The organism is Methylorubrum sp. B1-46 (genome assembly GCF_021117295.1).
GTDB lineage: Bacteria > Pseudomonadota > Alphaproteobacteria > Rhizobiales > Beijerinckiaceae > Methylobacterium.
This window is the reverse complement of the sequence record NZ_CP088247.1, coordinates 3216946-3243013: the sequence shown is the minus strand read 5'-3', so window position 1 is coordinate 3243013 and position 26068 is coordinate 3216946. Positions and strand designations below refer to the sequence as shown.

At 69.8% G+C, this 26068-nt stretch carries 27 protein-coding genes; 9 read left to right on the top strand and 18 right to left on the bottom strand.

Going from position 1 to position 26068, the window contains the following annotated elements:
- Positions 1-3: 3 nt before the first annotated feature.
- From LPC10_RS15000 to ureG, 3 genes are read left to right on the top strand one after another with little or no spacing between them, the layout of a single operon-like run.
- Complete coding sequence (locus tag LPC10_RS15000) at positions 4-489, top strand: urease accessory protein UreE (protein ID WP_231342920.1); 486 nt, start codon at positions 4-6, stop codon at positions 487-489.
- Positions 452-1156, top strand: a complete 705-nt coding sequence (locus LPC10_RS14995; RefSeq protein WP_231342918.1) for an urease accessory protein UreF — start codon at positions 452-454, stop codon at positions 1154-1156. The genes LPC10_RS15000 and LPC10_RS14995 overlap by 38 nt, the downstream gene beginning before the upstream one ends.
- A 17-nt stretch (positions 1157-1173) precedes the next feature.
- Complete coding sequence (gene ureG / locus LPC10_RS14990; RefSeq protein ID WP_231342916.1) at positions 1174-1788, top strand: urease accessory protein UreG; 615 nt, start codon at positions 1174-1176, stop codon at positions 1786-1788.
- Between the two features lie 57 nt (positions 1789-1845).
- On the opposite strand, the gene LPC10_RS14985 is transcribed toward ureG, so the two are convergent.
- Genes LPC10_RS14985 through LPC10_RS14960 form a run of 6 tightly spaced genes read right to left on the bottom strand, consistent with a single transcriptional unit; the run spans position 1846 to position 8234 of the window.
- Positions 1846-2907, bottom strand: coding sequence for a phytoene/squalene synthase family protein (locus tag LPC10_RS14985; RefSeq protein ID WP_231342915.1), 1062 nt, complete (start codon positions 2905-2907; stop codon positions 1846-1848).
- Positions 2888-4414, bottom strand: coding sequence for a phytoene desaturase family protein (crtI, locus tag LPC10_RS14980; protein WP_231342914.1), 1527 nt, complete (start codon positions 4412-4414; stop codon positions 2888-2890). The genes LPC10_RS14985 and crtI overlap by 20 nt, the downstream gene beginning before the upstream one ends.
- Before the next feature lie 44 nt (positions 4415-4458).
- Positions 4459-5364, bottom strand: a complete 906-nt coding sequence (gene bchO, locus LPC10_RS14975) for an alpha/beta fold hydrolase BchO (RefSeq protein ID WP_231342910.1) — start codon at positions 5362-5364, stop codon at positions 4459-4461.
- 13 nt (positions 5365-5377) lie between these two features.
- On the bottom strand, positions 5378-7159 hold the full coding sequence (locus LPC10_RS14970) for a magnesium chelatase subunit D (RefSeq protein WP_231342908.1): 1782 nt from the start codon (positions 7157-7159) through the stop codon (positions 5378-5380).
- 8 nt (positions 7160-7167) lie between these two features.
- Positions 7168-7677 carry a DUF192 domain-containing protein gene (locus LPC10_RS14965; protein WP_231342906.1) on the bottom strand — a complete coding sequence of 170 codons (510 nt, stop codon included), beginning with the start codon at positions 7675-7677 and terminating at the stop codon, positions 7168-7170.
- Positions 7674-8234, bottom strand: coding sequence for a cold-shock protein (locus tag LPC10_RS14960; protein ID WP_231347057.1), 561 nt, complete (start codon positions 8232-8234; stop codon positions 7674-7676). The genes LPC10_RS14965 and LPC10_RS14960 overlap by 4 nt, the downstream gene beginning before the upstream one ends.
- A 406-nt stretch (positions 8235-8640) precedes the next feature.
- Here LPC10_RS14960 and LPC10_RS14955 point away from each other — a divergent pair, with 406 nt between their 5' ends.
- Positions 8641-9627 carry a heparan-alpha-glucosaminide N-acetyltransferase gene (locus LPC10_RS14955; RefSeq protein WP_231342904.1) on the top strand — a complete coding sequence of 329 codons (987 nt, stop codon included), beginning with the start codon at positions 8641-8643 and terminating at the stop codon, positions 9625-9627.
- A 4-nt stretch (positions 9628-9631) separates the two neighbouring features.
- Here the strand turns inward: LPC10_RS14955 and efp are convergent, their stop codons facing one another.
- Entirely contained in the window at positions 9632-10198 is a 567-nt protein-coding gene (gene efp / locus LPC10_RS14950) for an elongation factor P (protein ID WP_108940846.1), read from the bottom strand.
- Between the two features lie 123 nt (positions 10199-10321).
- Here efp and epmA point away from each other — a divergent pair, with 123 nt between their 5' ends.
- The 4 genes from epmA (at position 10322) to LPC10_RS14930 (ending at position 13933) form a co-directional block, all read left to right on the top strand.
- Positions 10322-11380, top strand: a complete 1059-nt coding sequence (epmA, locus tag LPC10_RS14945; RefSeq protein WP_231342903.1) for an EF-P lysine aminoacylase EpmA — start codon at positions 10322-10324, stop codon at positions 11378-11380.
- 11 nt (positions 11381-11391) lie between these two features.
- Positions 11392-12453, top strand: coding sequence for a lysine-2,3-aminomutase-like protein (locus LPC10_RS14940; protein ID WP_231342901.1), 1062 nt, complete (start codon positions 11392-11394; stop codon positions 12451-12453).
- Complete coding sequence (locus tag LPC10_RS14935) at positions 12450-13073, top strand: glutathione S-transferase family protein (RefSeq protein WP_231342899.1); 624 nt, start codon at positions 12450-12452, stop codon at positions 13071-13073. Before LPC10_RS14940 ends, LPC10_RS14935 begins: the two co-directional genes overlap by 4 nt.
- Positions 13074-13135: 62 nt before the next feature.
- Positions 13136-13933, top strand: a complete 798-nt coding sequence (locus tag LPC10_RS14930; RefSeq protein ID WP_231342897.1) for a YdcF family protein — start codon at positions 13136-13138, stop codon at positions 13931-13933.
- Between the two features lie 7 nt (positions 13934-13940).
- Here LPC10_RS14930 and LPC10_RS14925 read toward each other — a convergent pair whose 3' ends face one another.
- From LPC10_RS14925 to LPC10_RS14890, 8 genes are all read right to left on the bottom strand, one after another.
- Positions 13941-14204 carry a DUF3253 domain-containing protein gene (locus tag LPC10_RS14925; protein ID WP_231342895.1) on the bottom strand — a complete coding sequence of 88 codons (264 nt, stop codon included), beginning with the start codon at positions 14202-14204 and terminating at the stop codon, positions 13941-13943.
- Positions 14194-14907, bottom strand: a complete 714-nt coding sequence (locus tag LPC10_RS14920) for a DUF599 domain-containing protein (RefSeq protein WP_231342894.1) — start codon at positions 14905-14907, stop codon at positions 14194-14196. Before LPC10_RS14920 ends, LPC10_RS14925 begins: the two co-directional genes overlap by 11 nt.
- 101 nt (positions 14908-15008) lie before the next feature.
- Positions 15009-15293: an acylphosphatase gene (locus LPC10_RS14915; RefSeq protein ID WP_231342891.1), complete on the bottom strand. Its 285-nt coding sequence runs from the start codon at positions 15291-15293 to the stop codon at positions 15009-15011.
- A gap of 94 nt (positions 15294-15387) precedes the next feature.
- Entirely contained in the window at positions 15388-15819 is a 432-nt protein-coding gene (locus LPC10_RS14910; RefSeq protein ID WP_108940839.1) for a gamma-glutamylcyclotransferase family protein, read from the bottom strand.
- Positions 15820-15944: 125 nt separating this feature from the next.
- Positions 15945-17948 (bottom strand): acetyl/propionyl/methylcrotonyl-CoA carboxylase subunit alpha, encoded by a 2004-nt coding sequence (locus tag LPC10_RS14905; protein WP_231342890.1) that lies wholly within the window; start codon positions 17946-17948, stop codon positions 15945-15947.
- 227 nt (positions 17949-18175) lie between these two features.
- Positions 18176-18634, bottom strand: coding sequence for a hypothetical protein (locus LPC10_RS14900; RefSeq protein ID WP_231342889.1), 459 nt, complete (start codon positions 18632-18634; stop codon positions 18176-18178).
- Between the two features lie 172 nt (positions 18635-18806).
- On the bottom strand, positions 18807-19148 hold the full coding sequence (locus LPC10_RS14895; protein ID WP_231342887.1) for a L,D-transpeptidase: 342 nt from the start codon (positions 19146-19148) through the stop codon (positions 18807-18809).
- 319 nt (positions 19149-19467) lie between these two features.
- The gene (locus LPC10_RS14890; RefSeq protein WP_231342886.1) at positions 19468-21660 is read right to left on the bottom strand and encodes a TonB-dependent siderophore receptor; all 2193 of its coding nucleotides are present in this window, start codon (positions 21658-21660) and stop codon (positions 19468-19470) included.
- A gap of 803 nt (positions 21661-22463) precedes the next feature.
- Between LPC10_RS14890 and LPC10_RS14885 the strand changes: the two genes are divergently transcribed.
- Positions 22464-23393, top strand: coding sequence for a histone deacetylase family protein (locus LPC10_RS14885; protein ID WP_231347056.1), 930 nt, complete (start codon positions 22464-22466; stop codon positions 23391-23393).
- Positions 23394-23417: 24 nt separating this feature from the next.
- On the opposite strand, the gene LPC10_RS14880 is transcribed toward LPC10_RS14885, so the two are convergent.
- From LPC10_RS14880 to aroC, 3 genes are all read right to left on the bottom strand, one after another.
- Positions 23418-23651 carry a hypothetical protein gene (locus tag LPC10_RS14880; RefSeq protein WP_231342883.1) on the bottom strand — a complete coding sequence of 78 codons (234 nt, stop codon included), beginning with the start codon at positions 23649-23651 and terminating at the stop codon, positions 23418-23420.
- A 169-nt stretch (positions 23652-23820) separates the two neighbouring features.
- The gene (gene ribB / locus LPC10_RS14875) at positions 23821-24897 is read right to left on the bottom strand and encodes a 3,4-dihydroxy-2-butanone-4-phosphate synthase (RefSeq protein ID WP_231342881.1); all 1077 of its coding nucleotides are present in this window, start codon (positions 24895-24897) and stop codon (positions 23821-23823) included.
- Between the two features lie 35 nt (positions 24898-24932).
- The gene (aroC, locus tag LPC10_RS14870; RefSeq protein ID WP_231342878.1) at positions 24933-26033 is read right to left on the bottom strand and encodes a chorismate synthase; all 1101 of its coding nucleotides are present in this window, start codon (positions 26031-26033) and stop codon (positions 24933-24935) included.
- Positions 26034-26068 lie beyond the last annotated feature (35 nt).

Genomic DNA, 26068 nt, shown 5'->3' with positions numbered 1-26068 from the left:
GTCATGATCCGCGCCACCCGCGTCATCCGCCGCGATCGTCTCGGCTCCGGCGAGATCGTCGACCGCATCGTGCTCGATTCGAACGACCGCCACCGCCGCCGCATGGCGATGCGCGGCGTCGGGGGCACCGCCTTCCTGCTCGACCTCGCCGAGGCCACCGTATTGGAGGACGGCGACGCCCTCGCGCTGGAGGATGGCCGGCTGGTCTGGGTCGAGGCGGCGACGGAGGCGCTGCTCGAAATCCGCGCGCCCTCCCCGCACGCGCTCAAGCGGCTGATCTGGCACATCGGCAACCGGCACATCCCCGCCGAGATCGGCGAGGAGGCGGTGTGGATCGGCCACGACCACGTGCTCGCCGAGATGGTGCGGGGCTTAGGGGGCAGCGCCGAGCCGGTGACGCGGCCGTTCCGGCCCGAGGGCGGCGCCTATGCCGGCGGCCACGGGCACGACCATGCTCATTCGCACGGCCACCATCACGCCCATGATTGATGCGCTGCGGCTGATGGCGTGGCTCTCGCCGACCTACCCGGTCGGAGCCTTCGCCTATTCGCACGGACTCGAATGGGCGGTGGAGTGCGGCGACGTGAGGGACGCCACCACCCTCTCCGACTGGCTCGGCGACGTGCTGGAGCGGGGCGCGGGGCGCAACGACATGATCCTCTGCGCCGCCGCCCATCGCGCGACGGAGGCGGGCGACGGGGCGGGACTCGTCGAGATCAACGATCTCGCGCTGGCGCTCGCCCCCTCGCGCGAGCTTCACCTGGAAACGAGCCAGCAGGGCCGCAGCTTTCTCGACGCGACGTTGCGGGCCTGGCCCTGCCCTGCTCTCTCGACCGTCGCCGAGCATCTCGCGGCCGAGATCGCCTATCCCGTCGCCGTCGGCGCGGCGGCCGGCGCGCACGGCGTCGTGCGGGAAGCGACGGTGGCGGCCTACGGCCTTGCCTTCGTCCAGAACCTCGTCTCGGCGGCGCTACGGGTGGCGCCGGTCGGCCAGAGCGCCGGCACAGCGGTGCTCGCCGCGCTCACGCCGCAGGTCGCTGCACTCGCGGGGACGCTTCAGGTCGGAGACCTCGACGCGCTCGGCAGCGCGACCCTGCGGCTCGACCTCGGTTCCTTCCGTCACGAGACGCAGTATTCCCGCATCTTCCGCTCCTGAGGACATTTTTGGACGTTATGGCATCCCTCAACGGACCTCTGCGCGTCGGCATTGGCGGCCCCGTCGGCTCGGGCAAGACGGCGCTGATGGAGCAGCTCTGCCGCCGGTTTCGCGACAGCTACGAGATCTGCGCGATCACCAACGACATCTACACCAAGGAGGATGCGCGCATCCTCACCGTGGCTGGGGCGCTGCCCGAGGAGCGCATCCTCGGCGTCGAGACCGGCGGCTGCCCGCACACGGCGATCCGCGAGGACGCCTCCATCAATCTCGCGGCGGTGGCGGAGATGCGCCGCCGCTTCCCGAAGCTCGATCTCGTGCTGATCGAATCCGGCGGCGACAACCTCGCGGCGACCTTCTCGCCGGAACTGGCCGACCTCACCCTCTACGTCATCGATGTGGCGGGCGGCGAGAAGATCCCGCGCAAGGGCGGCCCCGGCATCACCCGCTCGGACCTGCTCATCGTCAACAAGACCGACCTCGCCCCGCTGGTCGGCGCCGACCTCTCGGTGATGGAGGCCGACACGCGGCGGATGCGCGGTACGCGGCCCTACGTGTTCGCCTCGCTGCGCGAGGGACACGGGGCGGATACGGTGGCGCGCTTCATCGTCGAGGCCGGGGGCTTGGGATGAGGCCGGTTCAGGTGATCCGCATCGGGTGAGTGCGCATCCCCTCGCCCCGCTTTCCCCTCACGACGGCGCGGAACGGCGGAACGCATCGCGTTCCTCCAGCACCTCGATGAGGTCGAGCACCCGCACGACCTGACCCGAGACGTTCCACCACGGCGGCAGGCGGCGTGAGGCCGGGACTGGATGGTGCAGCACGGCCTGCACGAGGAACGCCGTCTCCGGCAGCGGCGGTGCCGAAAGGCCCGGCACGCGGCCCGCGGGCAGGACGGCGCGAGCAAGGAGTCCGGCCTTGTGAGCGCCGCTGACGCGGGCGCGCCGGGTGATCGCATCGAGGCCGTTCGCCTCCACCGCGCGGCCGATTTCCGCGTAGATCGTGCCGGCGGCGCGGATCGCCGGGCGGCACCCCAGGGGAAGCGCGGCGATGCCGGGTTCGGCGCGGGCGTAGAGTTCGTCGGCCGCCGTCAGCAGGTCGGCCAAGACCCTTTGCAGGCCGGGGCTGAGCCGGGGGGTGGCGAGGAAGGCGTCCGGATCGATTCCGGCGGCGTCGAGCCAGTTCCGCGGCAGGTAGAGACGCCCGGCGCGGGCATCCTCGCCGACATCGCGGGCGATGTTGGTGAACTGCATCGCCACGCCGAGGTCGCAGGCGCGGGCGAGCGCGTCCGCATCGCGCACGCCCATCACCAGCGTCATCATCGCCCCCACCGTTCCCGCGACGCGGGCGGCGTAGGCGGAAAGATCCGACAGGGTGTCGTAGCGCCGCCCTTGCGTGTCCCAGGCGAAGCCTTCGAGCAGCGCCCGCGGCAGCGCCTCGGGGATGGCGTGGCGGGCCAGGACCTCGGCGAGCGCCCGGTCGGCAGGGTGATCGGCGGGGCGGCCGGCAAGCGCCGCCGTCAGCCGCCGTTCGAGCCGCGCCAGGGAAGCGGCCCGGTTGCCGCCCGCCGCGTCCACCGCGTCGTCGGAGAGGCGGCAGAAGGCGTAGAGGCCGTAGGCGGAGACCCGCACCTTGGGCGGCAGCAGCATCGAGGCCGCGAAGAAGCTTTTCGACCCGGCGCGGATCGCGGCCCGGCAGGCGGCCCAATCGCCGGGGCCGGCGGCGGAGGGATCAGGCACGAACACGGGCATCCGGCACCACCGAATCGAGGACACGGGCCGAGGAGAGCACACCCGGCAGACCGGCGCCGGGATGCGTCCCTGCGCCGACGAGGAAGAGGTTCGCCACATCCTCCGAGCGGTTGTGCGGGCGGAACCACGCCGATTGCGTCAGCACCGGTTCGAGCCCGAAGCCCGAGCCGCGGAAGCTCAGGAAGTCGTCGGAGAAATCCTGCGGCGTTGTCACCCGCGAGGTGACGAGGGCGTCGGAGAGCCCCGGCAGCACCGAGCCTTCGAGGAAGCGGGCGATCCGCTGCCGGTACGGCTCGGCGCGCTGCGTCCAATCCTGTCCGCCGGCGAGGTTCGGCACAGGGGCGAGCACGTAGAAGGCGTCGCAGCCGGGTGGAGCGAGCAGCGGGTCGGTCGCCGTCGGGCGGTGGAGGTAGAGGCTGAAATCGTCCGCCAAGTGCTTGCGGTCGAAGATGTCCTGCAGCAGCGCGCGGTAGCGCGGGCCCATCAGGATCATGTGGTGATCGACCTCCGGGTATTTCTTCCGGGTGCCGAAATACCAGACGAACAGCCCCATAGAGGACGCGGCGCGCGCGAGACGCCGCGCGCTCCAGCGCCGGGTCCGGCCGCCCAGAAGCGTGCCGTAGGTGAAGGCGGAATCGGCGTTCGAGACGACGATGTCGGCGGAGAGATCCTCGCCGTCCGCCAGCTCGACGCCTGTCGCCGCCCCGCCCTCGACCCGGATGCGTGCCACGTCCGCGCCGCAGCGGATCGTCCCGCCCTGCCCGCGGATCAGCCCGGCGAGGCCGTCTACCAGCCGCCCGGTGCCGCCCATGGCGAAATGGACGCCCCATTGCCGCTCCAGATGGGCGATGAGGCAGTAGATGCCGCTGGCGCGGAACGGGTTCCCGCCGATGAGCAGCGGATGGAAGCTGAAGACCGTGCGCAGCCGCTCATCGCGGATGAAGCGGGCGACCACGTCGTAGACGCTGCGGTGGCCCGACAGGCGCAGAAGGTCGGGCGCGATCCGCAGCATCGCCCCGACGCTCCCGAACGGAACGTGGCCGAGCCTCTCGAAGCCGACACGGCACACGGCCTCGCTATGGGCCATGAAGCGCTCGTAGCCGGCCACGTCGTCTGGAGAGAACCGGGCGACCTCGGCCCGCATCGCCGCGCGGTCGCCGCTATAGGCGAAGCTTTCGCCGTCCTCGAAGCGGATGCGGTAGAACGGCTGCATCGGCACGAGGGTAGCGTCCTCGTGCATCGCCCGCCCGCACAGGCGCCACAGCTCCTCGAACAGGAACGGCGCGGTGACGATGGTCGGCCCTGCGTCGAAGGTGAAGCCGTCCTGCCGGTGGACGCGGGCGCGACCGCCCGGCTGGTCGAGCCGTTCCAGCACCGTGACGCGGTAGCCGCGCGCGCCGAGCCGGATCGCCGCCGCCAGCCCGCCGAAGCCGGCGCCGATCACGACGGCGTGCGGCCGGGCATCGGGGCCTGTCGCATCAGTCGGCTTGACGGCGAGTGTCAACATACGTTGACACTATGGCCGGGATTTTTGTCAGCGCAAGAGGTGATTCAGGCCGACGCAGCCTGCCTCCCACCGGCTTCCGCGAGGATGATGTCGGCCACCCGCTCCGGCGCCTCCTCGTGGGCGAGATGGCCGAGGCCGCGCAGCAGCTCGACGCGGGCGTCGGGCAGGCGCTCGCGGAGGGTGAAGGCGTCCTCCGGCTTGATCGCCTTGTCGTCTCCGCCGACGATCAGCAGCGTGCGGGTGCCGAGCCGCGGCAGATCGCGCGACAGCGCCGGAAGATCCCAGTTCGCCATCATGCCGAGGGCACCTGCGACGTGGCCGGCGCGGGTGAACAGCCGCCGGTAGAGGTCGAGACCCTGCGGATCGAGGCGCGAGCCGGTGCCGTCGATGAGCCGGCGTACGGCGGCCCGGTCGGCGCTCCAGGCGAAGACTTTCGGGGTGACGGGGTTGAGGAACAGCATCCGGGCGATGCCGGGGAACAGGAAGCTCGCCACGCCGGGAAACGGCGTCAGCGCGCCGTTGAGCGCCACCAGCAGCTCGGGGGCGATGCGTCGCTCGAGGCACATCCGCGCGAGCACGGCCGCGCCGGCCGAGTGGCCGATGGCGAGGCGCGGCGTCAGGTCGAGGCTGGCGGCGAGGTCACCCACCGCCTCGGCCATGCCCGGCAGGGAGAGGCGGCGGGCGGGCAGCGGATCGGTGAAGCCGTGGCCCGGCAGATCGGGCGCCAGCACGCGAAACCCGCGCGCGGCCAGGAGCGGCGCCAGCCCGCGCCAGGAATGCGTCGCGGCCCCGGTGCCGTGCAGGAGCAGCAGGCCGGGTGCCCCCGGCTCGCCGAATTCCTGCACGTGCCAGCGCAGGCCCGCGGCGTCCACGAAGCGGCTCGCGGCCCGGTGCGGCCAGTCGCGGCCGTCGCGCTCCCAATTCGGCCGGTCGTCGTTGCGGAGGGGCAAGAGCAGTCGAGCCTCAGGCTGTGGCGGCGCGCACCGCCGCGCTGACGCTGCCCGCATCGGCGTGGGGCAGCGGACAGTAGCGCGCCTGTGCCACTTCGGCGAGGCGGCGGGCGCCGTCCGGGCGGGCACCGGTGTCGATCACGAGGATAGGCAGGCCCTGCGTCCGTAGCAGGCGGGCGGCGCCCAGCGCCTCCTCCCCAGCCAGCGCCCGGCCGCCGAGGCCGGATCGGGCGACGTTGGCGCGCCCGTCGGTGAGCAGGACGATGACCGGGCTTCCGCCGCCGCGTCGGATGCCGAGCGCCAGGGTCGCGGCGGCGTCGAGCCCGGCGGCGAGCGGCGTGCCGCCCCCGCCCGGCAGTCCGGCGAGCGCGCGCTTGGCCCGCACCAGGGAGCGCGTCGGCGGCAGCACGGTCTCGGCACCGGTGCCGCGGAAGGCGACGAGGGCGATCCGGTCGCGTCGGACGTAAGCCTCGGCGAGCAGCAACTCGACGGCGCCCTTCGCCTCCGCCAGCCGCTCCAGAGCCGCCGAGCCGGAGGCATCGACGCAGAAGATCGTCGTGGTCTCGCTGCGCCGCTTCAGCCGCCTAATCCGGAAATCCTCCGGGGTGACGACGATGCGGCCCGCATTGTCCCCGGCGTGACGCAGGCGCTGCCAGGGCGCGGCGGCGCGGAGCGTCGCGATCAGGTCGAGCCGCCCCCGGCGCGGGTCGCCGGGACGGCTGCCGACAGGCCGGCCCAGCAGCGGCGAGGCGGAGGCCGCACCCATCCGCCCGGCGGCCGTCGCGCGCAGCGGCGGACCGCCGGCGAGAAGCTGCGCCAGCAGATTTTTTGGCAACGCGGCGCGGACGGCTTCGAGCACCGTTTCGTCGAGCGTCTGCGCCATCGACTCGTTCCGCTCTGTCGCGTCGTCGGGCTCTGGCTGAGCGTCTCGCGGAGGATGCGGCTCCGGAGGCGGCGGGTCCGCTGCCTCTGCGTCGGGTTGGGGCGGCGCGGGCAGCCGCGTCGCACGCGGGGCGAGCACGAACCGGGCCGCCTCGATCAGGTCGGCCTCGCCCAGCTCCCCGCGGCACGCCGCTGCCGCGATCTGCCGGGCGGCCCGGAGGGCGAGGAGCGGCGCCCGCAGGGATGCGACGCCGAAGGCTTCCGCGACGGCGCACAGGGTGGCGACCGGATCGTCCGGCGCCTGTCCCGGTGGCGTTAGAGCCTGCGGCTCCCGTGGCTTCGGCCCCTTTGCCCGCGGTGATGCCGTCGCCCGCGCCTCGCGCAGGCTGACGCCGCTCAGGTCGATGCGGAAGGCGAGCCGGTCGGCGAGGGCCGCCGCGACGGTCTCGTCCTCATTCCCTTCGCTGTCCTGCCCTTCGTCGAGCAGCACGAGGCCGAACCGGGCTGGGAGCCGAGCGGCGAGGCCGTCGCGTTCGAGCGTCAGCCTACCGGTATCGAGGGCGCCCGCGAGACGGGCGACGGTGCCGCGCTCCAGCCGCTCGGCCATCGGCACCAGCACGAGCCCGCCATCAGCCTCGGCCAGAAGCCCGCACTGAATCACCGGGCGGCCGGCGCGCAGGGTCGCGGGTAGGTCGAGGCCGCCAATCAGCCGGTCGTCGGCGATGCCCGGCGGCATCCGGCGGATCGGCCCGGCGAAAAGATCGCGCAGATGGTCGAGCCAGAGATCGCGCACCGGCCCTGCGCGGGCGCGCAGCACGATCCCGCCGAGACCGTGCGGATCGGCGGCGAACAGGGCGGCGGCGCGCAGCGCGTCGTCCCAGACCCCGGCCGGATCGTCGGACTCCGGGGCCATCGCGGGGCTCAGCGCTTGAACATCGGGTGCTCGACCCGGTCGCCGGCGCGGATGCCGAGCTTGGCGGCGGTGCCGGCATTGAGTTCGAGCACTGCCAGAACCGGCTCACCCGAGGAGATCACCTTGGTCGAGAGCGGCTCGGTGTCGGCGGCGATGCGGGCGATCGAGCCGTCGGAGCGGATGAACACCATGTCGAGGGAAAGGTAGGTGTTCTTCATCCACATGGTGGCTGGCGCCGGCCGCTCGAAGTCGAACAGCATGCCGTGGTCGGCGGGCATGGAACGGCGATACATCAGCCCCTTGGCGCGCTGCGCGTCGGTGCGCATCACCTCGACCTGGAAGGCGTGGCGGCCGTTCTTGGCGACGATGGCGAGCGGCTCGGTCGCAGCCTGGGCCGCGGGTGCCGCGTCCTGGGCGCGGGCCGGCAGCGGCTGAGTCGCCGCCGCCAGCGCGGCAAGACAGGCGGCGAGGAGGAGCTTGGACGCGGATCGGAACACGGGCACGCGGATCACCGTCAATGGGAGGCCGGAAGCGCCCCATCGGCGAGGCGGACTTCCGCCGCCATAGCACCCTTCGAGCCGTCGCCGTAGCGAACCAGCACCTGCTCGCCGGGCTTCAGCTCGGCGATGCCGTAGCGGCGCAGGGTCTCCATGTGGACGAAGATGTCCGGCGTGCCGTCGCCGCGGCTGAGGAAGCCGAAGCCGCGCAGGCGGTTGAACCACTTCACCACCGCGACCTCCAAGCCGCTCGTGGGCGTGACGACCTCGTGCGTGCGCGCCATCGGCAGCTCGGAGGGGTGGAGCGCGGTCGATTGATCGAGCGAGATCACCCGGAAGGTCTGCCAGCCGCGGGCACGCTTGACCGCCTCGACCACGATCCGCGCACCCTCGCTGGCGGCCTGGTGGCCATCCCGACGCAGGCAGGTGATGTGCAGCAGCACGTCCGCCGAGCCGTCGTCCGGCACGATGAAGCCGAACCCCTTCGAGACGTCGAACCACTTGATGCGCCCGGCGATCTCCACGAGTTCGGGCGGACGCTCCTCCTCGCTCTCCCGCTCCGTCGCGCGGTGCCGCATGTCCGGCGTGCGAAGCTCGACGGAACTCAATTCGTGATCGTTCGACATGTAAGCAACCCGTGCCGAATCGCGCGGCGCAATCCCGGAGCTACGTTAACAAAGTCAGATTACGCGGAAAGCCCGTTTGGCCGGCAACGGGACACTTCAAATGATCATTTTTCGAAGGCATGGCGACAATGTCGCATCTCGCCGGGGCCGTCTCGCCGGCCTGTCTGATCAGTCTTGAACAGATTCCGGCACGGGAGAGCGTGGCCGCACAAAGGGTTAAGGTCGCCCCTGCCGCCGTTCACGGAAGCGTGGCCCCTCTCGCGCACGATGCGAAGGGTCGCAGGGCCGGCTGTCCAGCAAACAGCGGCTTACGCGCGCACCCTTCGCCCGGACCCGCGAACGGTGGTAGGGCGCGGCCATGTCTGCCTCCCCCTCGTCCACGCCGCTCCGCCCGAGCCGGCGGATCGATGCCGTCGATCTGGCCCGCGGCACGGCGCTTGCGGCAATGGCGGCCTATCATGGGCTGTGGGACCTCGGCTTCCTGCAACTCACGCCGCAAAACTACGCGCTGACACCACCGGGGCGGCTGGCGGCCCACGGCATCGCCGGCGCGTTCCTGCTGCTGGTCGGTGTCGGTCTCGTGCTCGCCAACGGCGACGGCGTGCGCTGGCGGTCCTTCGCCCTGCGCCTCGCCCGCATCGGCGGCGCGGCGCTCCTCATCACGGCGGCAACGCGGATCGCCTTTCCGCAGAGCTACATCTTCTTCGGCATCCTGCACTGCATCGCCGTCTCCAGCCTGCTGGGACTGCCGTTCGTGTTCCTGCCGGCCTCGGTCGCGGCGCTCACCGCCCTCGGGGTGATGCTGGCCCCGCACGTCGTGGCCCATCCCCTGCTCGACGCGCCGGAATTCTATTTTCTGGGTCTCGGTCAGGGACTGCCGGACAGCAACGACTGGGTGCCGCTGTTTCCCTGGTTCGGGCTGGTGCTGGCCGGGATCGCGCTCGCCCGACTGCTTCGGCCGATGCTGGCCGACTCGGCGCTCGCCCGTTGGCGGGCTCGCAATCCGGTGGCCCGCGGGGCGGCCTTCGCCGGACGGCACAGCCTTGCGGTCTACCTCGCCCACCAGCCGGTGCTGCTCGCCCTGCTGACCGGCCTCGTGACGCTGACCGGCCCGCATCCGAAGGCCGGGCTCGCGAGCTTCCGCAAGGATTACGTCGCGCACTGCACCCGCACCGGCGGCGAGGCGGGAGCCTGCCGGATCGCCGCCCGCTGCACCGCCGACGCCCTACGCCGGGAGGGGCTCTGGGGCTCCGGCAAACCGTATTCGGTTGAGGAGCGGGCCGAGGCGCAGGGCCTCTCGCAGCGCTGCTACGAGGCCGCGGAAGGCACCGCAGCCCCGCCGTGAAGACTTAGTCCTTCGCACGCTCCACGTACGAACCGTCGGCCGTCATGATGACGACGCGGGTGCCGGTGGTGATGTGCGGCGGCACCGAGGTCTTCACGCCGTTCGACAGGAGCGCCGGCTTGTAGGACGAGGAGGCGGTCTGGCCCTTGGTAACCGGCTCGGTCTCGACGATCTCGAAGGTCATGCGCTGCGGCAGCTCGATGGTCAGCGGCACGCCATTATGGGTCGAGAGGGACACGGTCATGCCCTCCTGCAGGTAGGGGGCGGCGTCGCCGATGACGTCCGCCGGAACGGCGATCTGCTCGTAGCTCTCGGGGTTCATGAAGTGATACCCCTCGCCGTCCTGATACAGGAAGGTGTGGTCGCGATCCTCGACGAAGGCGCGCTCGACCTGCTCGGTGGTGCGGTAGCGCTCGGAGACCTTCACGCCATCCGTGATGCGACGCATGTCGAGCTGCGTCACCGGCGTACCCTTGCCGGGGTGGATGTTCTCAGCCGTCAGGATGACGTAGAGCTTGCCGTCCTTATCGACGACGTTGCCCTTGCGAAGGGTACTGGCAATCACTTTCACGAGCGTGGACCTTGGCTGGACGAGAACGGCGGCTCTTCACCGGCGTCTCGGCCGGGTGAGCGGAATCATCCGCGAGGCCCTACCCTATCCGCGGTTCGGTTGCCAGCCGGAGGCTGTTTTCGCGTGAGTCACGAGTCTTCGCCCTGGTGGCATCCCGGCCTCCACGCGGATCGCCGGCCGCTGCTGCTGACCCGCAACCGCATCCTCGCGGGACTCCGCGCGTGGTTCGCGAGCCGCGATTTCGTGGAGGTGGAGGCCGCCGCGCTGCAAGTCTCGCCGGGCAACGAGGCGCATCTCTCGGCCTTCGCCACGGAGGCGATCCTGCCCGATGGCGGGCGCGAGCCGCTCTACCTCCACACCTCGCCGGAATTCGCCTGCAAGAAGCTCCTGGCGGCGGGCGAGCCGCGCCTGTTCAGCCTCGCCCGCGTCTTCCGCAACCGCGAGCGCGGCGCGCTGCACCATCCCGAATTCACCATGCTCGAGTGGTACCGGGCGGGCGAGGACTACGACGCCCTGATGGCGGATTGTGCCGCCCTGCTAGCGCTCGCCGCCGAGAGTGCGGGTGCCCGGCGCCTGACCTTCCGCGGGCGCGAGGCCGACCCGTTCGCGCCCTTCGAGCGGCTGACTTTGGCCGAGGCGTTCCACCGCTTTGCGGCCATCGATCTCCTCGCCTCGATCGCCCCCGACGGCGCCACCGACCGCGACCGACTCGCCGACGCGGTGATGACCCGCGGCCTGCGCGTCGCGCCGGACGACAGCTGGGCCGACCTGTTCAGCCGCGTCCTCGTCGGGCTGATCGAGCCGCATCTCGGGCAGGGACGCCCGACGGTGCTGTGCGAGTATCCGGTGAGCGAGGCGGCGCTCGCCCGGCCGAGCCCGCGCGACCCACGCGTCGCCGAGCGGTTCGAGCTCTATGCCTGCGGCGTCGAACTCGCCAATGCCTTCGGCGAACTGACCGACCCGGCCGAGCAGCGCCGCCGCTTCGAGGCGGAGATGGCGGAGAAGGCCCGCATTTACGGCGAGCGCTACCCCATCGACGAGGAGTTTCTGGAGGCGCTCGCCGTGATGCCCGAGGCGAGCGGCATCGCGCTGGGCTTCGATCGGCTGGTGATGCTGGCCACCGGTGCGCCGCGCATCGACGACGTGATCTGGACCCCGGTCGCCCGGGGCAGGACCCGGTGAGTGGAGACGTGTTGAGTCTTGCCCTGAAGAGCACGGCCGCGCTCGCCCGCACCGGGCTGGTGGAGGCGGCCGCTCTCCCCGCTCTGGAGCGGGTCGCGGCGCGCTACGCGGTCTCGGTGACGGCCGACATGGCCGAACTGATCGACCGGGACGACCCCGACGACCCGATCGCCCGCCAGTTCGTACCGCGGGCGGACGAGATCGAGACGCGCCCGGAAGAGCGCGCTGACCCGATCGGCGACGACGCGCACGCGGCCGTTCCCGGCATCGTCCACCGCTATCCCGACCGCGTGCTGCTCAAGCCGCTCCATATCTGCCCGGTCTATTGCCGGTTCTGCTTCCGCCGCGAGCGCGTCGGGCCCGCCGGCCACGGCTCGCTCAGCGAGGCGGAGCTGGCGGTCGCCTATCGCTACATCACCGAGCATCCGGAGATCTGGGAGGTGGTGGTGACGGGGGGCGATCCCTTCGCCCTCTCGCCGCGGCGGCTGGCGGCCATCACCGAGGCGCTTGGCGCGATCCCGCATGTGCGGGTGCTGCGCTTCCACACCCGCGTCCCCGTGGTCGAGCCGCGCCGCGTCGACGAGGCGTTGGTCGCGGCGCTGAGACAATTTTCCGGCGCGGTGTTCGTGGCGCTCCACGCCAACCATCCGCGCGAATTCACGCCGGCCGCGTGCGCGGCCATCGCCCGGCTGGTCGATGCCGGCATCCCGATGGTGAGCCAGAGCGTGCTGCTACGCGGCGTCAACGACGACGCGGAGACGCTCGAGAGCCTGATGCGCCGCTTCGTCGAGAACCGGATCAAGCCCTACTACCTCCATCATGGCGACCTCGCGCCCGGCACCGGCCATCTGCGCACGGGACTGCCCGAGGGGCAGGCGCTGATGCGACGCCTGCGCGGGCGCCTCTCCGGCCTCGCCCAGCCGCTCTACGTGCTCGACATTCCCGGCGGCCACGGCAAGGTTCCGGTGGGGCCGGGCTATCTGGAGGAATCGGACGGCGCGTGGCAGGTGACCGATCCGAGCGGGGCCGTGCACGCCTATCCGCCCGAGAACACCGACGAGGACCAGGGATGACGCTGAAGCTGTGGGGGCGGGCCAGCTCCGGAAACGTGCAGAAGGCGCTCTGGGCGCTCGACGAACTCGGGCTCAACTACGAGCACATCGAGGCGGGCGGCGCTCACGGCATCGTCGGCGACGCCGCCTATCGCGCGATGAATCCCAACGGCCTCGTGCCGACGCTCGAAGAGGACGGCTTCGTCCTGTGGGAGTCGAACGCGATCCTGCGCTACCTCGCCCATGCGCATGGCGGGCCGCTCGCCCTGCCCGAAGCCCCGCGCGCCCGCGCGCTGATCGATCAGTGGCTCGATTGGCAGGCCACCGCCTTCACCCCGGCGATGCGCGACGCCTTCCTCCAGCTCGTGCGCGTCGCGCCCGACAAGCAGGACCCCCGCGTGATCGAGGCGTCACGGACGAATTCCGAGCGCTGCGCCGCCCTGCTCGACCGGCACCTCGCGGACACCCCCTACGTGGCAGGCGCGCACTTCTCCATCGCCGACATCGCCGCCGGGCTCGCGGCGAATCGCTGGTTCCAGCTCCCTCTGAAACGGGAGGAGCGCCCGAACATCCGCCGCTGGCTGGCCACACTGGCGCAACGGCCCGCCTCCTCGGCGGTTCTGTCGCTGCCGCTCACCTGACGCGCCGCCGCGAAGGTCAGCCCGTGACGGAAGCCGTGCCGAACTCTGGACGAAAGAAGACGATGTTCTTCCCGCTCTCGAAGCTGATCTTCTTCGTCCTCACGCCGTCGAACTTCCTGATTTTGCTCGGGCTTGTTGGCTGCCTGCTGCTCTTCACCGAGTTCGGCCGCGGGATCGGACGGGTTCTCGCGATAACCGGCTTCGTCGGGCTTTTCGTCGCCGGCCTCTCACCGCTCTCGGCCTGGACGCTGGCGCCGCTGGAAAACCGCTTCCCCGCCTTCGCCGACGACGGGGCGCCGGTCACCGGCATCATCGTCCTCGGCGGGACGGTCGAGGCCGATACCTCGATCGGCCGTGACCAGATCACGGTCAACGAAGCCGGCGAGCGCGCCATCGCGCTGGGCGACCTCGCCCGGCGCTACCCGCAGGCGCGCCTCGTCTTCTCCGGCGGCGCGGGCAGCACCCGCGAGGACGCGGTCTCCGAGGCCGAGATCGTCAGCCGCTACGCCGACACGCTCGGCGTGCCGCGCAACCGCCTGATCCTCGAACAGCAATCGCGCAACACGCGCGAGAACGCGGTGTTTTCGGCCCGGATGGTGCAGCCGAAGCCGGGCGAGCGCTGGCTCCTCGTCACCTCCGCCTGGCACATGCCGCGCTCGATCGGCTGCTTCCGCAAGGCCGGGTTCGACGTCACCGCCTATCCGGTCGATTACCGCACCAACTGGCCGCGCGACGCCTACCGCTTCGCCAGCTTCGCCTCGACCGGCCTGGGCGAACTCGACATCGGCGTGAAGGAGTGGATCGGGATGCTGGCCTACAAGCTCGCCGGCTACACCGACGCGGTGATGCCGAAGCCGTGAGCCGCCGTCACGCCTGCGGCAGGCTCAGGCGATAGATCCCGCGAAAATCGTCGGGGTCGGGCACGGGCTTGCCCTTTCGAAGAATCTGCACCCGGCCTTCTTTCGTCAGCCGCACGGCGACGCGGCGGACCGGCTGCATCAGCGGACTCCAGCCGTCGGGATGCGGGCCGCCGAGCGCGCGGGCGATCTCGGAGGGACAGCAGGTCTTGTCCGCCCCGCGCTCGCTCACGAGCCGCAGCATCGTCTCTTCGATCGCGGCTTCATCGGCCATGGGAATCCTCCTCGGCGAGCAGCGCGGCGCGGATCGGCGAGGCGAACTGGCGCCGCCACATCACCCAAACCACGCTGGCGGTGGCGAGCATCAGCACCGGCGCGCTCACGAACCAGCCGAGATAGGCCAGCGCGAACAGGAAGGCACGCTGTCCTTTCGCGAAATGCGACCCCGCCGCCACGTTCATGGCGCCAGCCCGCTCGGCGGCGCGTCGCATCTCCGCCTCGGGGGCGCCCGAGCCCTTGGGCGGCACCGCGCCGATCAGGATCGCGCCGTAATTGAACAGCCGGTAGGCCCAGGCGAATTTGAAGAAGGCGTAGACGAACACCACCGCCAGTCCGGCGACCTTGATCTCCCAGGTCTGCCGCGTGGTTACGGTGCCGAACGGCAGCGCCGAGAACAGGTTCAGCACGTCGTCGCCGGAGCGTGAGAGCGTCAGCACCGAGCCGAGCGCGATCAGCGAGGTCGAGGCGAAGAAGGCGGTGCCGTTCTGCAGCGAGGCGTTGATCGTCGTGTCCACCACGCGGTTGTCGCGGGCGATCATCTGGACCGCCCAGTTGCGCCGCTGACGGTTCATGATCTGGCTGAGGCTCAGCCGGTCGCCCCGTCGCCGCGCCACCGCGATGCTGTAGCCGGCCCAAGCGGCCACGAAGAAGACGAGCGCCGCGAAGTCGAGCGGGGAAAAGGCGTGGAGGTCCCACATGGTCAGGGCGTCGTCATCGCGAGTTCGTCTGGCCGGTCCGTGCGGAAGCGCTGCCCAGGCGGCTACAGGCCGGAGGCACGGCCGGCAAGCCCTCGCGGTTTCTAGGTGCGGATCTCGAAACCCGTGATGGAGGCCGCCTCGGCCTCGTCGCTGACCTCGATGCCGTCGACGCGCGCCGCGAACGGGCCGCGTCGGCACGCGGCGAGCAGCGCCTCGACCGCCTCGACCGGGCCCGTGAACAGGGCTTCGACGGTGCGGTCGGGCCGATTGCGGACCCAGCCCGCGACGCCGTGCCGTTCGGCCTGCTTCCGGGTCCAGGCGCGGTAGGACACGCCCTGGACGCGACCGCGGATCACGATGCGGATGGTCTTGCTGTCGATGCTCAAGGCGGCAGGATCTCGTGGATGGCGATCGGCGGTCAGCCGACGATGATCGTCGATGATACCATGCGGGCGCGACGGGGCGTATGCCGCCACCCGATCAGGCCGGAGCCCTGCGCTGCCAACCGCGGATCTCCTGAAGATAGGGCCCGGGCAATTGCGCCGCCTGACCGGCCGCGAGCACGGCTTCGAGGTAGCCGGGACGCGGCAGGCCCCCAGTTCCGCTGCGGCCGAGATAGATCAGGGCGCGCTTCGTGCCCTCTTCGGTGACGATCGGCTGATAGGCCTTCACGTAGAGGCCGCCCGCCACACCCTCGTAGCGGTCCAGCGCCGGGACGTCGGAGAGCGCGAGCTCCCAGAGCACGCCCCACACGGTCGCACCGGGCGCGCGCACGACGGAGGCCCAGCCCTCCCGCATGATGATGAAGCGGTGCCGCGGCAGGCGCCCGCGGCCGATCAGCCGCGAGGCCGGGCAGCGCTGGGCCATGGCGGCGGCGTCCATGTTGGCGCCGTAAGCGAAGTAGAGGGGCATGGCTTTTCGGCGGGGAACGAGCGGCGGGCCGACGCGCGGGGAGTCCGGTGCGCGTGCCCGGCGGTGCACTCACGACGCCGCAACGGCGGTGGTGATCGGCGTGAGGCCGCCGATCACCGTACTGATCAGGCGAATTCCAGGATCACCGCATCGACCGCGAGGCTGTCGCCCTCCTTGGCGGCGATCTTGGAGACGGTGCCGTCGCGCTCGGCGCGCAGCACGTTCTCCATCTTCATCGCCTCGACGATGGCGAGCGGCTCGCCGTTCTTCACCTCCTGGCCCTCGCTGACCATGATCTGCTTGACCAGACCGGGCATCGGGCAAAGGAGCTGCTTGCCGGAGCCGGCATTCTCCTTGACCGGCATCAGGTCGGCGAGTTCGGCCTCGCGACGGGTGAAGACGCGGGCTTCCGCCGCCGCGCCCGCATGCTGCAGGAACACGCCGTTGAGGAGCGGGCGCACCTGGATCGCGACCGGCTCGCCGCCGACCGTGCCGCTCCAGACCGGCTCGCCGGGGCGCCAGTCGCTGCGCACCGGCGCCTGCGTGCCGTCGTCGAAGGCGACGAGCAGATCGGCGTCCTGCGTATCGACGGTGACGTTGAAGCGCTGGCCGGAGAGCACCACCACGCGCTCGCGCTGGAAGGTCAGCAGGCTCGGATCACGCATCTGACCCGAGATGCCGCGCTTGCGGATGTTGAGCTTGTGGTCGATCGCCGCCGCCACCGCCGCGAGCCGGCGGGCAACCTGCCCCTCGGGGGCGGGCGCGGCGAAGCCCTCGGGGAATTCCTCCTTGATGAAGCCCGTGGAGAGCCGCCCCTCGCGCCAGCGCGGATGGGCCATCAGGGTGGCGAGGAAGGGGATGTTGTGGCGGATGCCGTCGATGGCGAAGGCGTCGAGGGCGGTCGCCTGCGCCTCGATCGCCTCGAGCCGCGTCGGCGCCCAGGTGACGAGTTTCGCGATCATCGGATCGTAGTGGATCGCGATCTCGCCGCCCTCCTCCACGCCGGTATCGTTGCGCACGATTCCCGAGCCGAGCGGACCTTCCTGCGGCGGCTGGTAGACCGTGAGCCGGCCGATCGAGGGCAGGAAGTTGCGGGTCGGATCCTCGGCGTAGACGCGGCTCTCGACCGCCCAGCCGTTCAGCTTCACCTCGCCCTGCGTCAGCGGCAGTTGCTCGCCGGCGGCAACGCGGATCATCAGCTCGACGAGATCGAGCCCGGTGATCATCTCGGTGACCGGATGCTCCACCTGCAGGCGGGTGTTCATTTCGAGGAAGTAGAACGACTTGTCCTGGCCGGCGACGAATTCCACCGTGCCGGCGGAATCGTAGTTCACGGCCTTGGCGAGGGCGACGGCCTGCTCGCCCATCTTACGCCGGGTCTCCTCGTCAAGGAGCGGCGACGGCGCTTCCTCGATGACCTTCTGGTTGCGGCGCTGGATCGAGCACTCGCGCTCGCCGAGATAGATCACGTTGCCGTGCTTGTCGCCGATCACCTGGATCTCGATGTGGCGCGGATCGGTGATGAACTTCTCGATGAAGACGCGGTCGTCGCCGAAGGAGGACGAGGCCTCGGACTTGGCGCGGGCGAACCCCTCGGCGACCTCGTCGGCCGATTCGGCGATGCGCATGCCCTTGCCGCCGCCGCCGGCGGACGCCTTGATCATCACCGGATAGCCGATCTCGTCGGCGATGGTCACGGCGTGCTCGGGGCTCTCGATCACGCCGAGGAAGCCCGGCACCGTTGAGACCTTGGCGGCGGCCGCGGCCTTCTTCGATTCGATCTTGTCGCCCATGGCGGCGATGGCGCCGGGATTCGGGCCGATGAAGACGATGCCGGCCTCGGCAAGCGCCTTCGGGAAGGCCTCGCGCTCCGAGAGGAAGCCGTAGCCGGGATGGACCGCCTGCGCGCCGGTTTGCTTGCAGGCGTCGATGATCTTGTCGATCAGGAGATAGGACTGCGCGGCGGGCGCCGGGCCGATATGCACGGCCTCGTCGGCCATCGCCACGTGGACCGCGTCACGGTCGGCGTCGGAATAGACGGCCACCGTCTTGATGCCCATTCTCCGGGCCGTCTTGATGATACGGCAGGCGATTTCGCCCCGGTTGGCAATCAGGATCTTATCGAACATCGCAGCCGCTTCTTGAGGGAGACTGTCTCGGCCCGCCCCTCCCGAAGGCAAGCCCGAACGCATCCCGATAAAGCAGTTGCGCGGGTGGGGGAAGCTGTGCCGCATCGCCCAAAAGGCCAGCTTCGGTGAAATTCGATTGACCGGCTCTCAATTCGAATTTCGACATTGCCCGGATGCTGGCGGCGGCGCCGCGATCCCGGGTGCATTAGGCTCCAAAACTGAATTCATCATGCAGCGCAGGACAGCCCACCGGTGCGGCACTCGGCGGTGCTGGCAGCCGCGATCTTGGCCAGAGCGCTCTTGGCCTTGAGGGCGAAGGCGATCAGCGTCTCGTCGCTGGTCTCGGCCTCACGCACGATCTCCATGGCGATGCGGCTGCCCAGAGCGGTCGGGCCCTTGCGGCCGGCGATGGAGGCGGAGAGCCACGCGGACATCTCGCGGGTGATGATGCCGGTGGGGCGCTCGCCGTAGACGGCGAAGTTCACGACTTCCGCCGTGACGAAAGCGGCGAAGCCCTCGTGGATGTCGGCGACGGCGCGGTCCAGCGCCAGCAGCAGGTCGGCCTCTTCGCGGCCCATGATGCCGTCGGGCAGGATCTCGCGGGCGAGTTCGCGGACGTCGTCCTGGGTCAGGCGGCCGGCATCGACGATGCGGGTGCAGAACAGTTCAAGCGCAGTGTTGGTCATGGTTTGATGCCTCCGCGGCCTGGTGTCGCCGGTGTTTGTCCGTGTCTGTGCTGACAATACGGACCGACAACGCTCGAAGAGGTTAATGGCCAAATCTGAACCCGTGTTCAGGTAAACGTAGGCTCACGATTGAGCCTTTCGGAAATCTTGCCGGTCAAAAGTAAGAGTCTCTTCATCGCACCACGACCTTCGCCGCCACCGGCACGCGCTCGTAGAGGTCTATCCCATCCTCGTTGAGCATGCGGATGCAGCCCGATGAGACCGCCTGCCCGCTCGTCTCCGGCTCGTTGGTGCCGTGGATGCGGGAGAGCATGTCCCTGCGATTCTGATCGAGGGAGAGGGCGCGGCCGCCGATCGGGCTGAAGGGACCGCCCTCGAGGCGCGGCGGCAGATGCGGGTGGTGCCCGATCATTTCGGGTGCCGGGTTCCAATCCGGCCATTCAAGCGTGCGATTGATCTCCGCGCGCCCGGTCCCTGCGAGACCCGGCCGACGGAGACGGGGGGCGCGCCTCACCTTGCCGCCGGGCCGCACGAGGTAGAGCCGCCGCTCGGCCGTATCGACGACGAGCGCCGACCGACACGCGCGTCGTGAAATCGACTGCGGTGCGGTCTCGGTTTAATACCTAATCAGCTTGACCTTATGAGGAGCCGCTATCGACCCTGAGCAGACTCCGGAATGGCCCGCTTTGAGGCAGGCTGTCGATCCGGCAGCGACCTCTCCTTGAATGGCGCAGCTTCGTGCCGGTCTGTTTCCAAACGGTCGGACTACTGCAGCAGATTTGGGCCTGCGAACATGTTGCCAGGGAAAGCTCGACCCCCAGCCATGATGCTCGTTAGAAGCGGGCCGCAACCCCACCCATGATTGCACGGGGCGTGCCCGGGGTCGCATAGCGGTTCTGGAAAGCGCGGTCGTAGTAAGTTGTGTCGAACAGGTTGTCGACGTTGAGATAGACCCGCACCTCCGGTGTAATCCAATAGTACGAGATCAGGTTGAAGACAGTGTACTCCGGCAGCCGAAAGGTCGAGAGAGCTGTGCCCGCCACGCGCTGACTGACATAGGTCACGCCACCACCCAGGCCGAGGCCACGCAGATCAGGCCCCTGGAACTCGTAGACGCTCTGGAAGGCGAGGCTGTCAGCGGGGATGTTGGCGATCCGCGTCCCAACCGGCAAGGTGTTGTCACGCGAGACCGCGGCATCGGCGTGGGTGTAGGTGCCGAACACCCGCCACCCAGGCGCCAGATAGCCGGCGACCGTCAGATCGAAGCCGCGGCTGCGCACCTCACCGGCCGCAACGCTGAAGTTCGGATCTAGCGGATCAACGGTGAGGACGTTGGTGCGCCGGATGTCGAACACGGCCGCTGTGGCGCTCAGTGTCCCGTCGAGCAGGCTGAACTTTGCCCCAGCCTCGTAGCCCTCGCCCTGCTCGAAGGCGAACGGGCGACCCGCTCGATCCGTGCCGGTGTTCGGCCGAAAGGAGCGGCCGTAGTTACCGTAGATCGAGACCGTGTCGGTCAGATCGTAGACGAGGCCAAACCGCGGCGTCGCGACCGTCCCTTGCAAACTCGTGGTGCGGCCGGTCCGATAGTCCGTCGAGACGAGGCCAAGGTCCTCAACGCGCACACCGATGAGGGCGTGGAGATGCGGGGTGATGTCGATTTGGTCCTGGACGTAACCCCCGAAGCTCTGGGTGTTCTGAAGGAAGTTGGTGATCGAGCCGAGCGGCGGCAGCGGCACTTGGCCGTAGCGGGGTGCGAGTAGGTCGAGGACGAAGGGGTTGGTGTTCGCGTTCGAGCGGTTGAAGATCTCGCGGTAGCGGTAGCTGTCGTATTCGAAGCCCATCAGCAGGGTGTGACGGAAGGAGCCGGTTTCGAACTTGCCGGCAAGGTTGAGCTGAACGTCGAGATCGGACCAGCTCAAGTCGCGATGCTCGAAGGTGCGCCGCAAGGTCCGTCCATCGCTCAGCACGTTCATGGCGCCCACGCCATCGCCGTAGAGACGGCCGCCGAGGGCCTGCGCGCCCGCGGTGATCACCCAATCGGGGTCGAGCCGGTGCTCGATGCGCAGCTGGCCGAGCGCGCTGTCATTGCGCACCGCCGGGATGCCAGGCTCACCGATGAAGAAGGTGCGCGGCAGGGCGCGGATGTTGCCGTTGATGGGCACGACGCCCCGGTCGAAGGTCGTGGCGGTGCTGACCAGCTCGCCTTCGAGGGTGATCGTCGTGTCGGCGGTTGGTTTCCAGGCAATGACGGGGGCGAGGTAGTAGCGGTCGCCGCGCACGAAATCGCGGAAGCTGCCGTTGTCCTCGACCGCGCCCGTGACGCGAGCGAGCACCCGACCCTCTTCATCGAGGGCTCCGGTGGCATCGAAGGTGCTGCGCTTCTGATTGAAGCTGCCGATCTGTGTGCCGATTGCGAGGGCGCGCTCGGCCAAGGGCTGCTTGGTGACGATGTTGAAGGTGCCACCCGGATCGCCGCGCCCGTAGAGGAAGGCAGAGGGGCCTTTCAGAACCTCGATCCGCGCAATCGAGATCACGTCGGGCGAGTTTGGGTAGCCGCGGTTGGCCGGGAAGCCGTTGCGGTAGAACTCGCCCGTGGAGAAGCCGCGCACGGTGAACTCGGTCAGGCCAAGGCCTGCGAAGTTGTTCCCCCGGCCAACGCCCGCGAGGTCGAGCGCGGTGTCCACGCGCGTGGCAGCGGCGTCCGTGAGCACCTGATCCGGCACGACCACGACCGTCTGCGGAACCTCGCGCAGGGGTGTGTCGGTGCGCGTGGCGCTTACGCTGTCTTTGGCAAGATAGCCATCGACCCTGCGTCCCGCTCCCCCGGCTGGCCCGCTGGCGGGTACACCGTTGCCGACAACCGACAGTTCTTCGAGCTGCACCTCCTGAGAGGCGTCAGCCGCGAGTTGAGCGGCGGCCGAACTCGGCCCGAAATGAACCAACGAACCCGATTGCACGATGAGCACGAGGGCGGCCGAAGCGGCTAGCGCGGTGTTTTTCTTGATAGTCTTGTTCGGGACAGTCACGGACGCACACCAACTTAAGTTAGTGGTGGGCCGTTACAATCGAGAAACACGAGGGGTCAAGCTTGAGAAGGAATGTGCAAAGAAGCCTAGTTGCGAGCCGTTTTAAGGTGTCCCAGCGCGGCTTTTGAAGCGTTATAATCCGCAGCTTCTCCAGGCCTGTGCGTTGCGTGGATACCACAGGGCCGGGGCTGTGGGGCGTATGACAATGTCCTCTACTCGGCACACGGCCCATGTCGCCTTCTCACCCTCAGCAGCCTTCTGTGCGGTCAAGCTGATAGAGTTTTGACGATAGGACGGGATCGAGAGGCGCCTTCGGCGCAAACTTCATCCAGGCCGCGTCCCGTCCCGGTCGCAGCAGCAGGGGCGGTACGGCGGGCCGTTCAGCGGTCGCCTGGACCGGCGGTACCACTCGGGCCGTCTGCGTTGGCCAGGCGGCCAAGATGCCTGCCAAGCCGGCGGCCACGGGGAGAAGGCGCACGAGGAGGCGGGCGGGGAAGGAGCGCAGGGCGGGTGGTCGGTTGTGCGGGGAAACGACCGCAGGTTGCGCCTGTGTTTGTGGCCGCGCTTGGGCCGCGAGCGGAGCCTTGTGGAAGAACGTGATCCGGGCCGTCGTCCCGGTTTGCCCTGTTGCGTGTGGACGGCAAGATCGACAAGTTCGAGACAACAAGAACGGCAAACCTGGCGGCAGCCGGAAGCGCCGCATCGGCAGCAACGAGGTTGCCCTGCCCCCGCAGGGCGGCGCGTGACGAGGCGGGATGGCCGAGGCTCGGCATTGCCGTTTCGCGCACCCGGGAGAAACGGCCCTGAGCACCCTGTACGTCACCCATCCGAGCGCCGTCGAACACGCGGTCCCGACCGGGCATCCGGAGCGGCCCGCCCGCATGCAGGCGGTGGAGAGCGCCCTCGAGAACGAGCGGTTCTCCGCCCTCGTCCGCTGCCACGCCCCGAAGGCGGAGGCTTCGGTCGCCGAACTCGTCCACCCGGCCGCCTTCGTCGAGACCATCGTCTCGGCGTCACCCAGCGAGGGCTTCTTCCAGATCGACGGCGACACGCTGATGTCGCCGGGCTCGCTCAACACCTGCCTGCACGCCATCGGCGGATCGAATCACGCGGTCGATGCGGTGATGAAGGGCGAGTGCGCCAACGCCTTCGTCGCCATGCGCCCGCCCGGCCACCACGCCGAGCGCGACCGCGCCATGGGCTTCTGCCTGTTCAACCACGCGGCGATCGCCGTGCGCCACGCCCAGAAGGCGTTCGGCGCCACCCGCGTCGCTCTGGTGGATTTCGACGTCCATCACGGCAACGGCTCGCAGGACATCTTCTGGGCCGACAAGAGCGTCATGTACGCCTCGACCCATCAGATGCCGCTGTTTCCCGGCACGGGCGGAACGGGCGAGCGGGGCGACCACGACACCATCGTCAATGCGCCGCTCAAGGCCTTCGACGGCAGCGAGATGTTCCGCGAAGCCTTCGAAGCGCGGATCCTGCCACGGCTTGATGCCTTCGCGCCCGACCTCATCGTGATCTCGGCCGGGTTCGATGCGCACAAGCTCGACCCGCTGGCCAACATCCAGCTCGAAGAGGCGGATTTCGGCTGGGCCACGCGCCGGCTGATGGAGGTCGCCGACCGTCACGCGGGCGGGCGCGTCGTCTCGATCCTGGAGGGGGGCTACAGCCTCGACGGGCTCGCCCGATCGGTCGCTGCTCATGTGGATGCGCTGATGGGGCGGTGACCGGCACCGCCCCAGACCAGGGGCCTATCGGTGGGTCAGGATCAGCGTGATGAGCACCGCGGCGACGCTCAGAAACATCACGCTGCCGAGGATCGCCCCGGTGATGGCGTTCGCCGAGACATAGGTTCCGGCGACGCGACCGAGCGCCGGCACGAGGCCGTGCCGGTCGGACTGGCTGCCGGGATGCCCGCAGGTGGGGCAGGCGAACGCCTTGTCCGAGACGCGGTGATCGCAGGCGGGACAGGGGACAAGGACCATGCGGTGCTCCCTTCCAGTGAGGCGGCGATGTCGCCGCCTCACTGGACCTGGGAACGGCCGCGCTTGGCCGCAAGGGGTAGAACGCGTGTCCGGGTGAGCGCCGCGTTGGGTGCGCATTCCCTCTCCCCGTACGTGGGGCGACGGGTACCCCGGCGGCGAGCGGAGCCGCTCACCCTTCCAGCGGCTCCTCGCTGACCAGCTCGATGCCGAAGCCCGACAGGCCGACATAGGAGCGCGACGAGGAGGACAGGTTGCGGATCGAGACCACGCCGAGGTCGCGCAGGATCTGCGCGCCCAGGCCCACCTCGCGCCACTGTCGCACGCGCTGCGCCTCGGCGCCTTCTTCGGCGTAGCGGTTGAGCGGAACGCCCGCGGTGCCGTCGCGCAGGTAGACGAGGATGCCGCGGCCCTCCTTGGCGAAGCGGCGCATCACGCTCTCGATCTGCCCCCCGCCCTCGATCACGTCGGCGACGACGTTCGAGCGGTGCAGGCGCACCGGCACGTTGCGGCCGTCGCCGATGGCGCCGTGGACGAAGGCGAATTGCTGGATCGGCTCGAACGGCGTCACGTAGGCGTAGCCGGTCATCGCGCCGAACTCGGTCTTGACCGGGAAGGTGCCGACCCGCTCGACCAGCCGGTCGCGGGCCTGCCGGTAGGCGATGAGGTCGGCCACCGAGACCCGCTTGAGGCCGTGCTGCTCGGAAAACGCATCGATCTGCGGCCCCTTCATCACGGTGCCGTCGTCGTTGGCGAGTTCGCAGATCACGCCGACCGGCGGCAGACCTGCGAGCTTGCACAGATCGACCGCGGCTTCCGTATGCCCGGAGCGCATCAGCACGCCGCCGTCGCGGGCGATGAGCGGGAAGACGTGGCCCGGCCGGACGAAGTCGCCCGCGCCCATATTGCCGTTGGCCAGCGCCCGGACCGTGTTGCAGCGCTGCTCGGCGGAGATGCCGGTGGTCAGTCCGTGGCGCACGTCCACCGTGACGGTGAAGGCGGTGCCGAGCGGCGCGTCGTTCGAGGCCACCATCGGGTCGAGATGGAGGCGGCGCGCCTCGTCGAGGGTGATCGGCGCGCAGACGATGCCGCAGGTGTTGCGGATGATGAACGCCATCTTCTCCGGCGTGCAGAGCGAGGCGGCGACGACGAGGTCGCCCTCGTTCTCGCGATCGTCGTCGTCGGTGACGACCACGATCTCGCCGCGGGCGAAGGCCTCGATGGCCTCGGTGACGCTGCAATGGGGCACGGGCTTCGTCTCGTTCAGCGGTTCGAAAGGGCGAGTCAGGCGCGTTCGCCGACCTGGCCGCGATGGCGAAGATAGTGATCGGCCAGCACGCAGGCCATCATCGCCTCGGCGACGGGCACGGCGCGGATGCCGACGCAGGGGTCGTGGCGGCCCTTGGTGATGAGGTCGATCTCCGCGCCGTCGCGGTTCACGCTCTGGCGGGGTGTCAGGATCGAGGAGGTCGGCTTCACGGCAAAGCGCACCACCACCGGCTCGCCCGAGGAGATGCCCCCTAAGATGCCGCCGGCATGGTTGGCGAGGAAGCGCGGGCGGCCGTCATTGCCGGCGCGCATCTCGTCGGCATTGTCCTCGCCGCGCAAGGCGGCCGCGGCGAAGCCGTCGCCGATCTCGACACCCTTGACCGCGTTGATCGACATCATCGCCGCGGCGAGATCCGCGTCGAGCTTGCCGTAGATCGGCGCGCCGAGGCCGGGGGGCACGCCCTCGGCGATCACCTCGATCACCGCGCCGACCGAGGAACCGTCCTTGCGGATGCCGTCGAGATAGGTCTCGTAGAGGGCTGCCGCCTTGGGGTCCGGGCAGAAGAACGGATTGTGGTCGACCGCCTCCCAATCCCAGTTCCCGCGGTCGATGGCGTGCGGCCCCATCTGCACCAGGGCGGCGCGGATGGTGACGCCGGGGATCACCTTGCGGGCGATGGCACCGGCCGCGACCCGCGCCGCGGTTTCGCGGGCGGAGGAGCGTCCGCCGCCGCGATAATCGCGAAAACCGTACTTGGCGTCGTAGGTGTAGTCGGCGTGGCCGGGACGATAGCTGTCGCGGATCTCGGAATAATCCTTCGAGCGCTGATCGGTGTTCTCGATCATCAGCGCGATCGGCGTGCCGGTGGTGAGCTGGCGGCCGCCGGTGCGGTCATCGCTGAAGACGCCGGACAGGATCTTCACCTGATCGGGCTCGCGCCGCTGCGTGGTGAAGCGCGACTGGCCGGGTTTGCGCCGGTCGAGTTCCGCCTGGATCTCCTCGGCCTCCAGCGCAAGGCCGGGCGGGCAACCGTCCACCACGCAGCCGAGTGCCACCCCGTGGCTCTCGCCAAAGGTGGTGACGCGGAACAGGTGGCCGAAGGTGTTGTGCGACATGGCGCGCGTGCCTTAGCGCGGGATAGCGCGAAGGG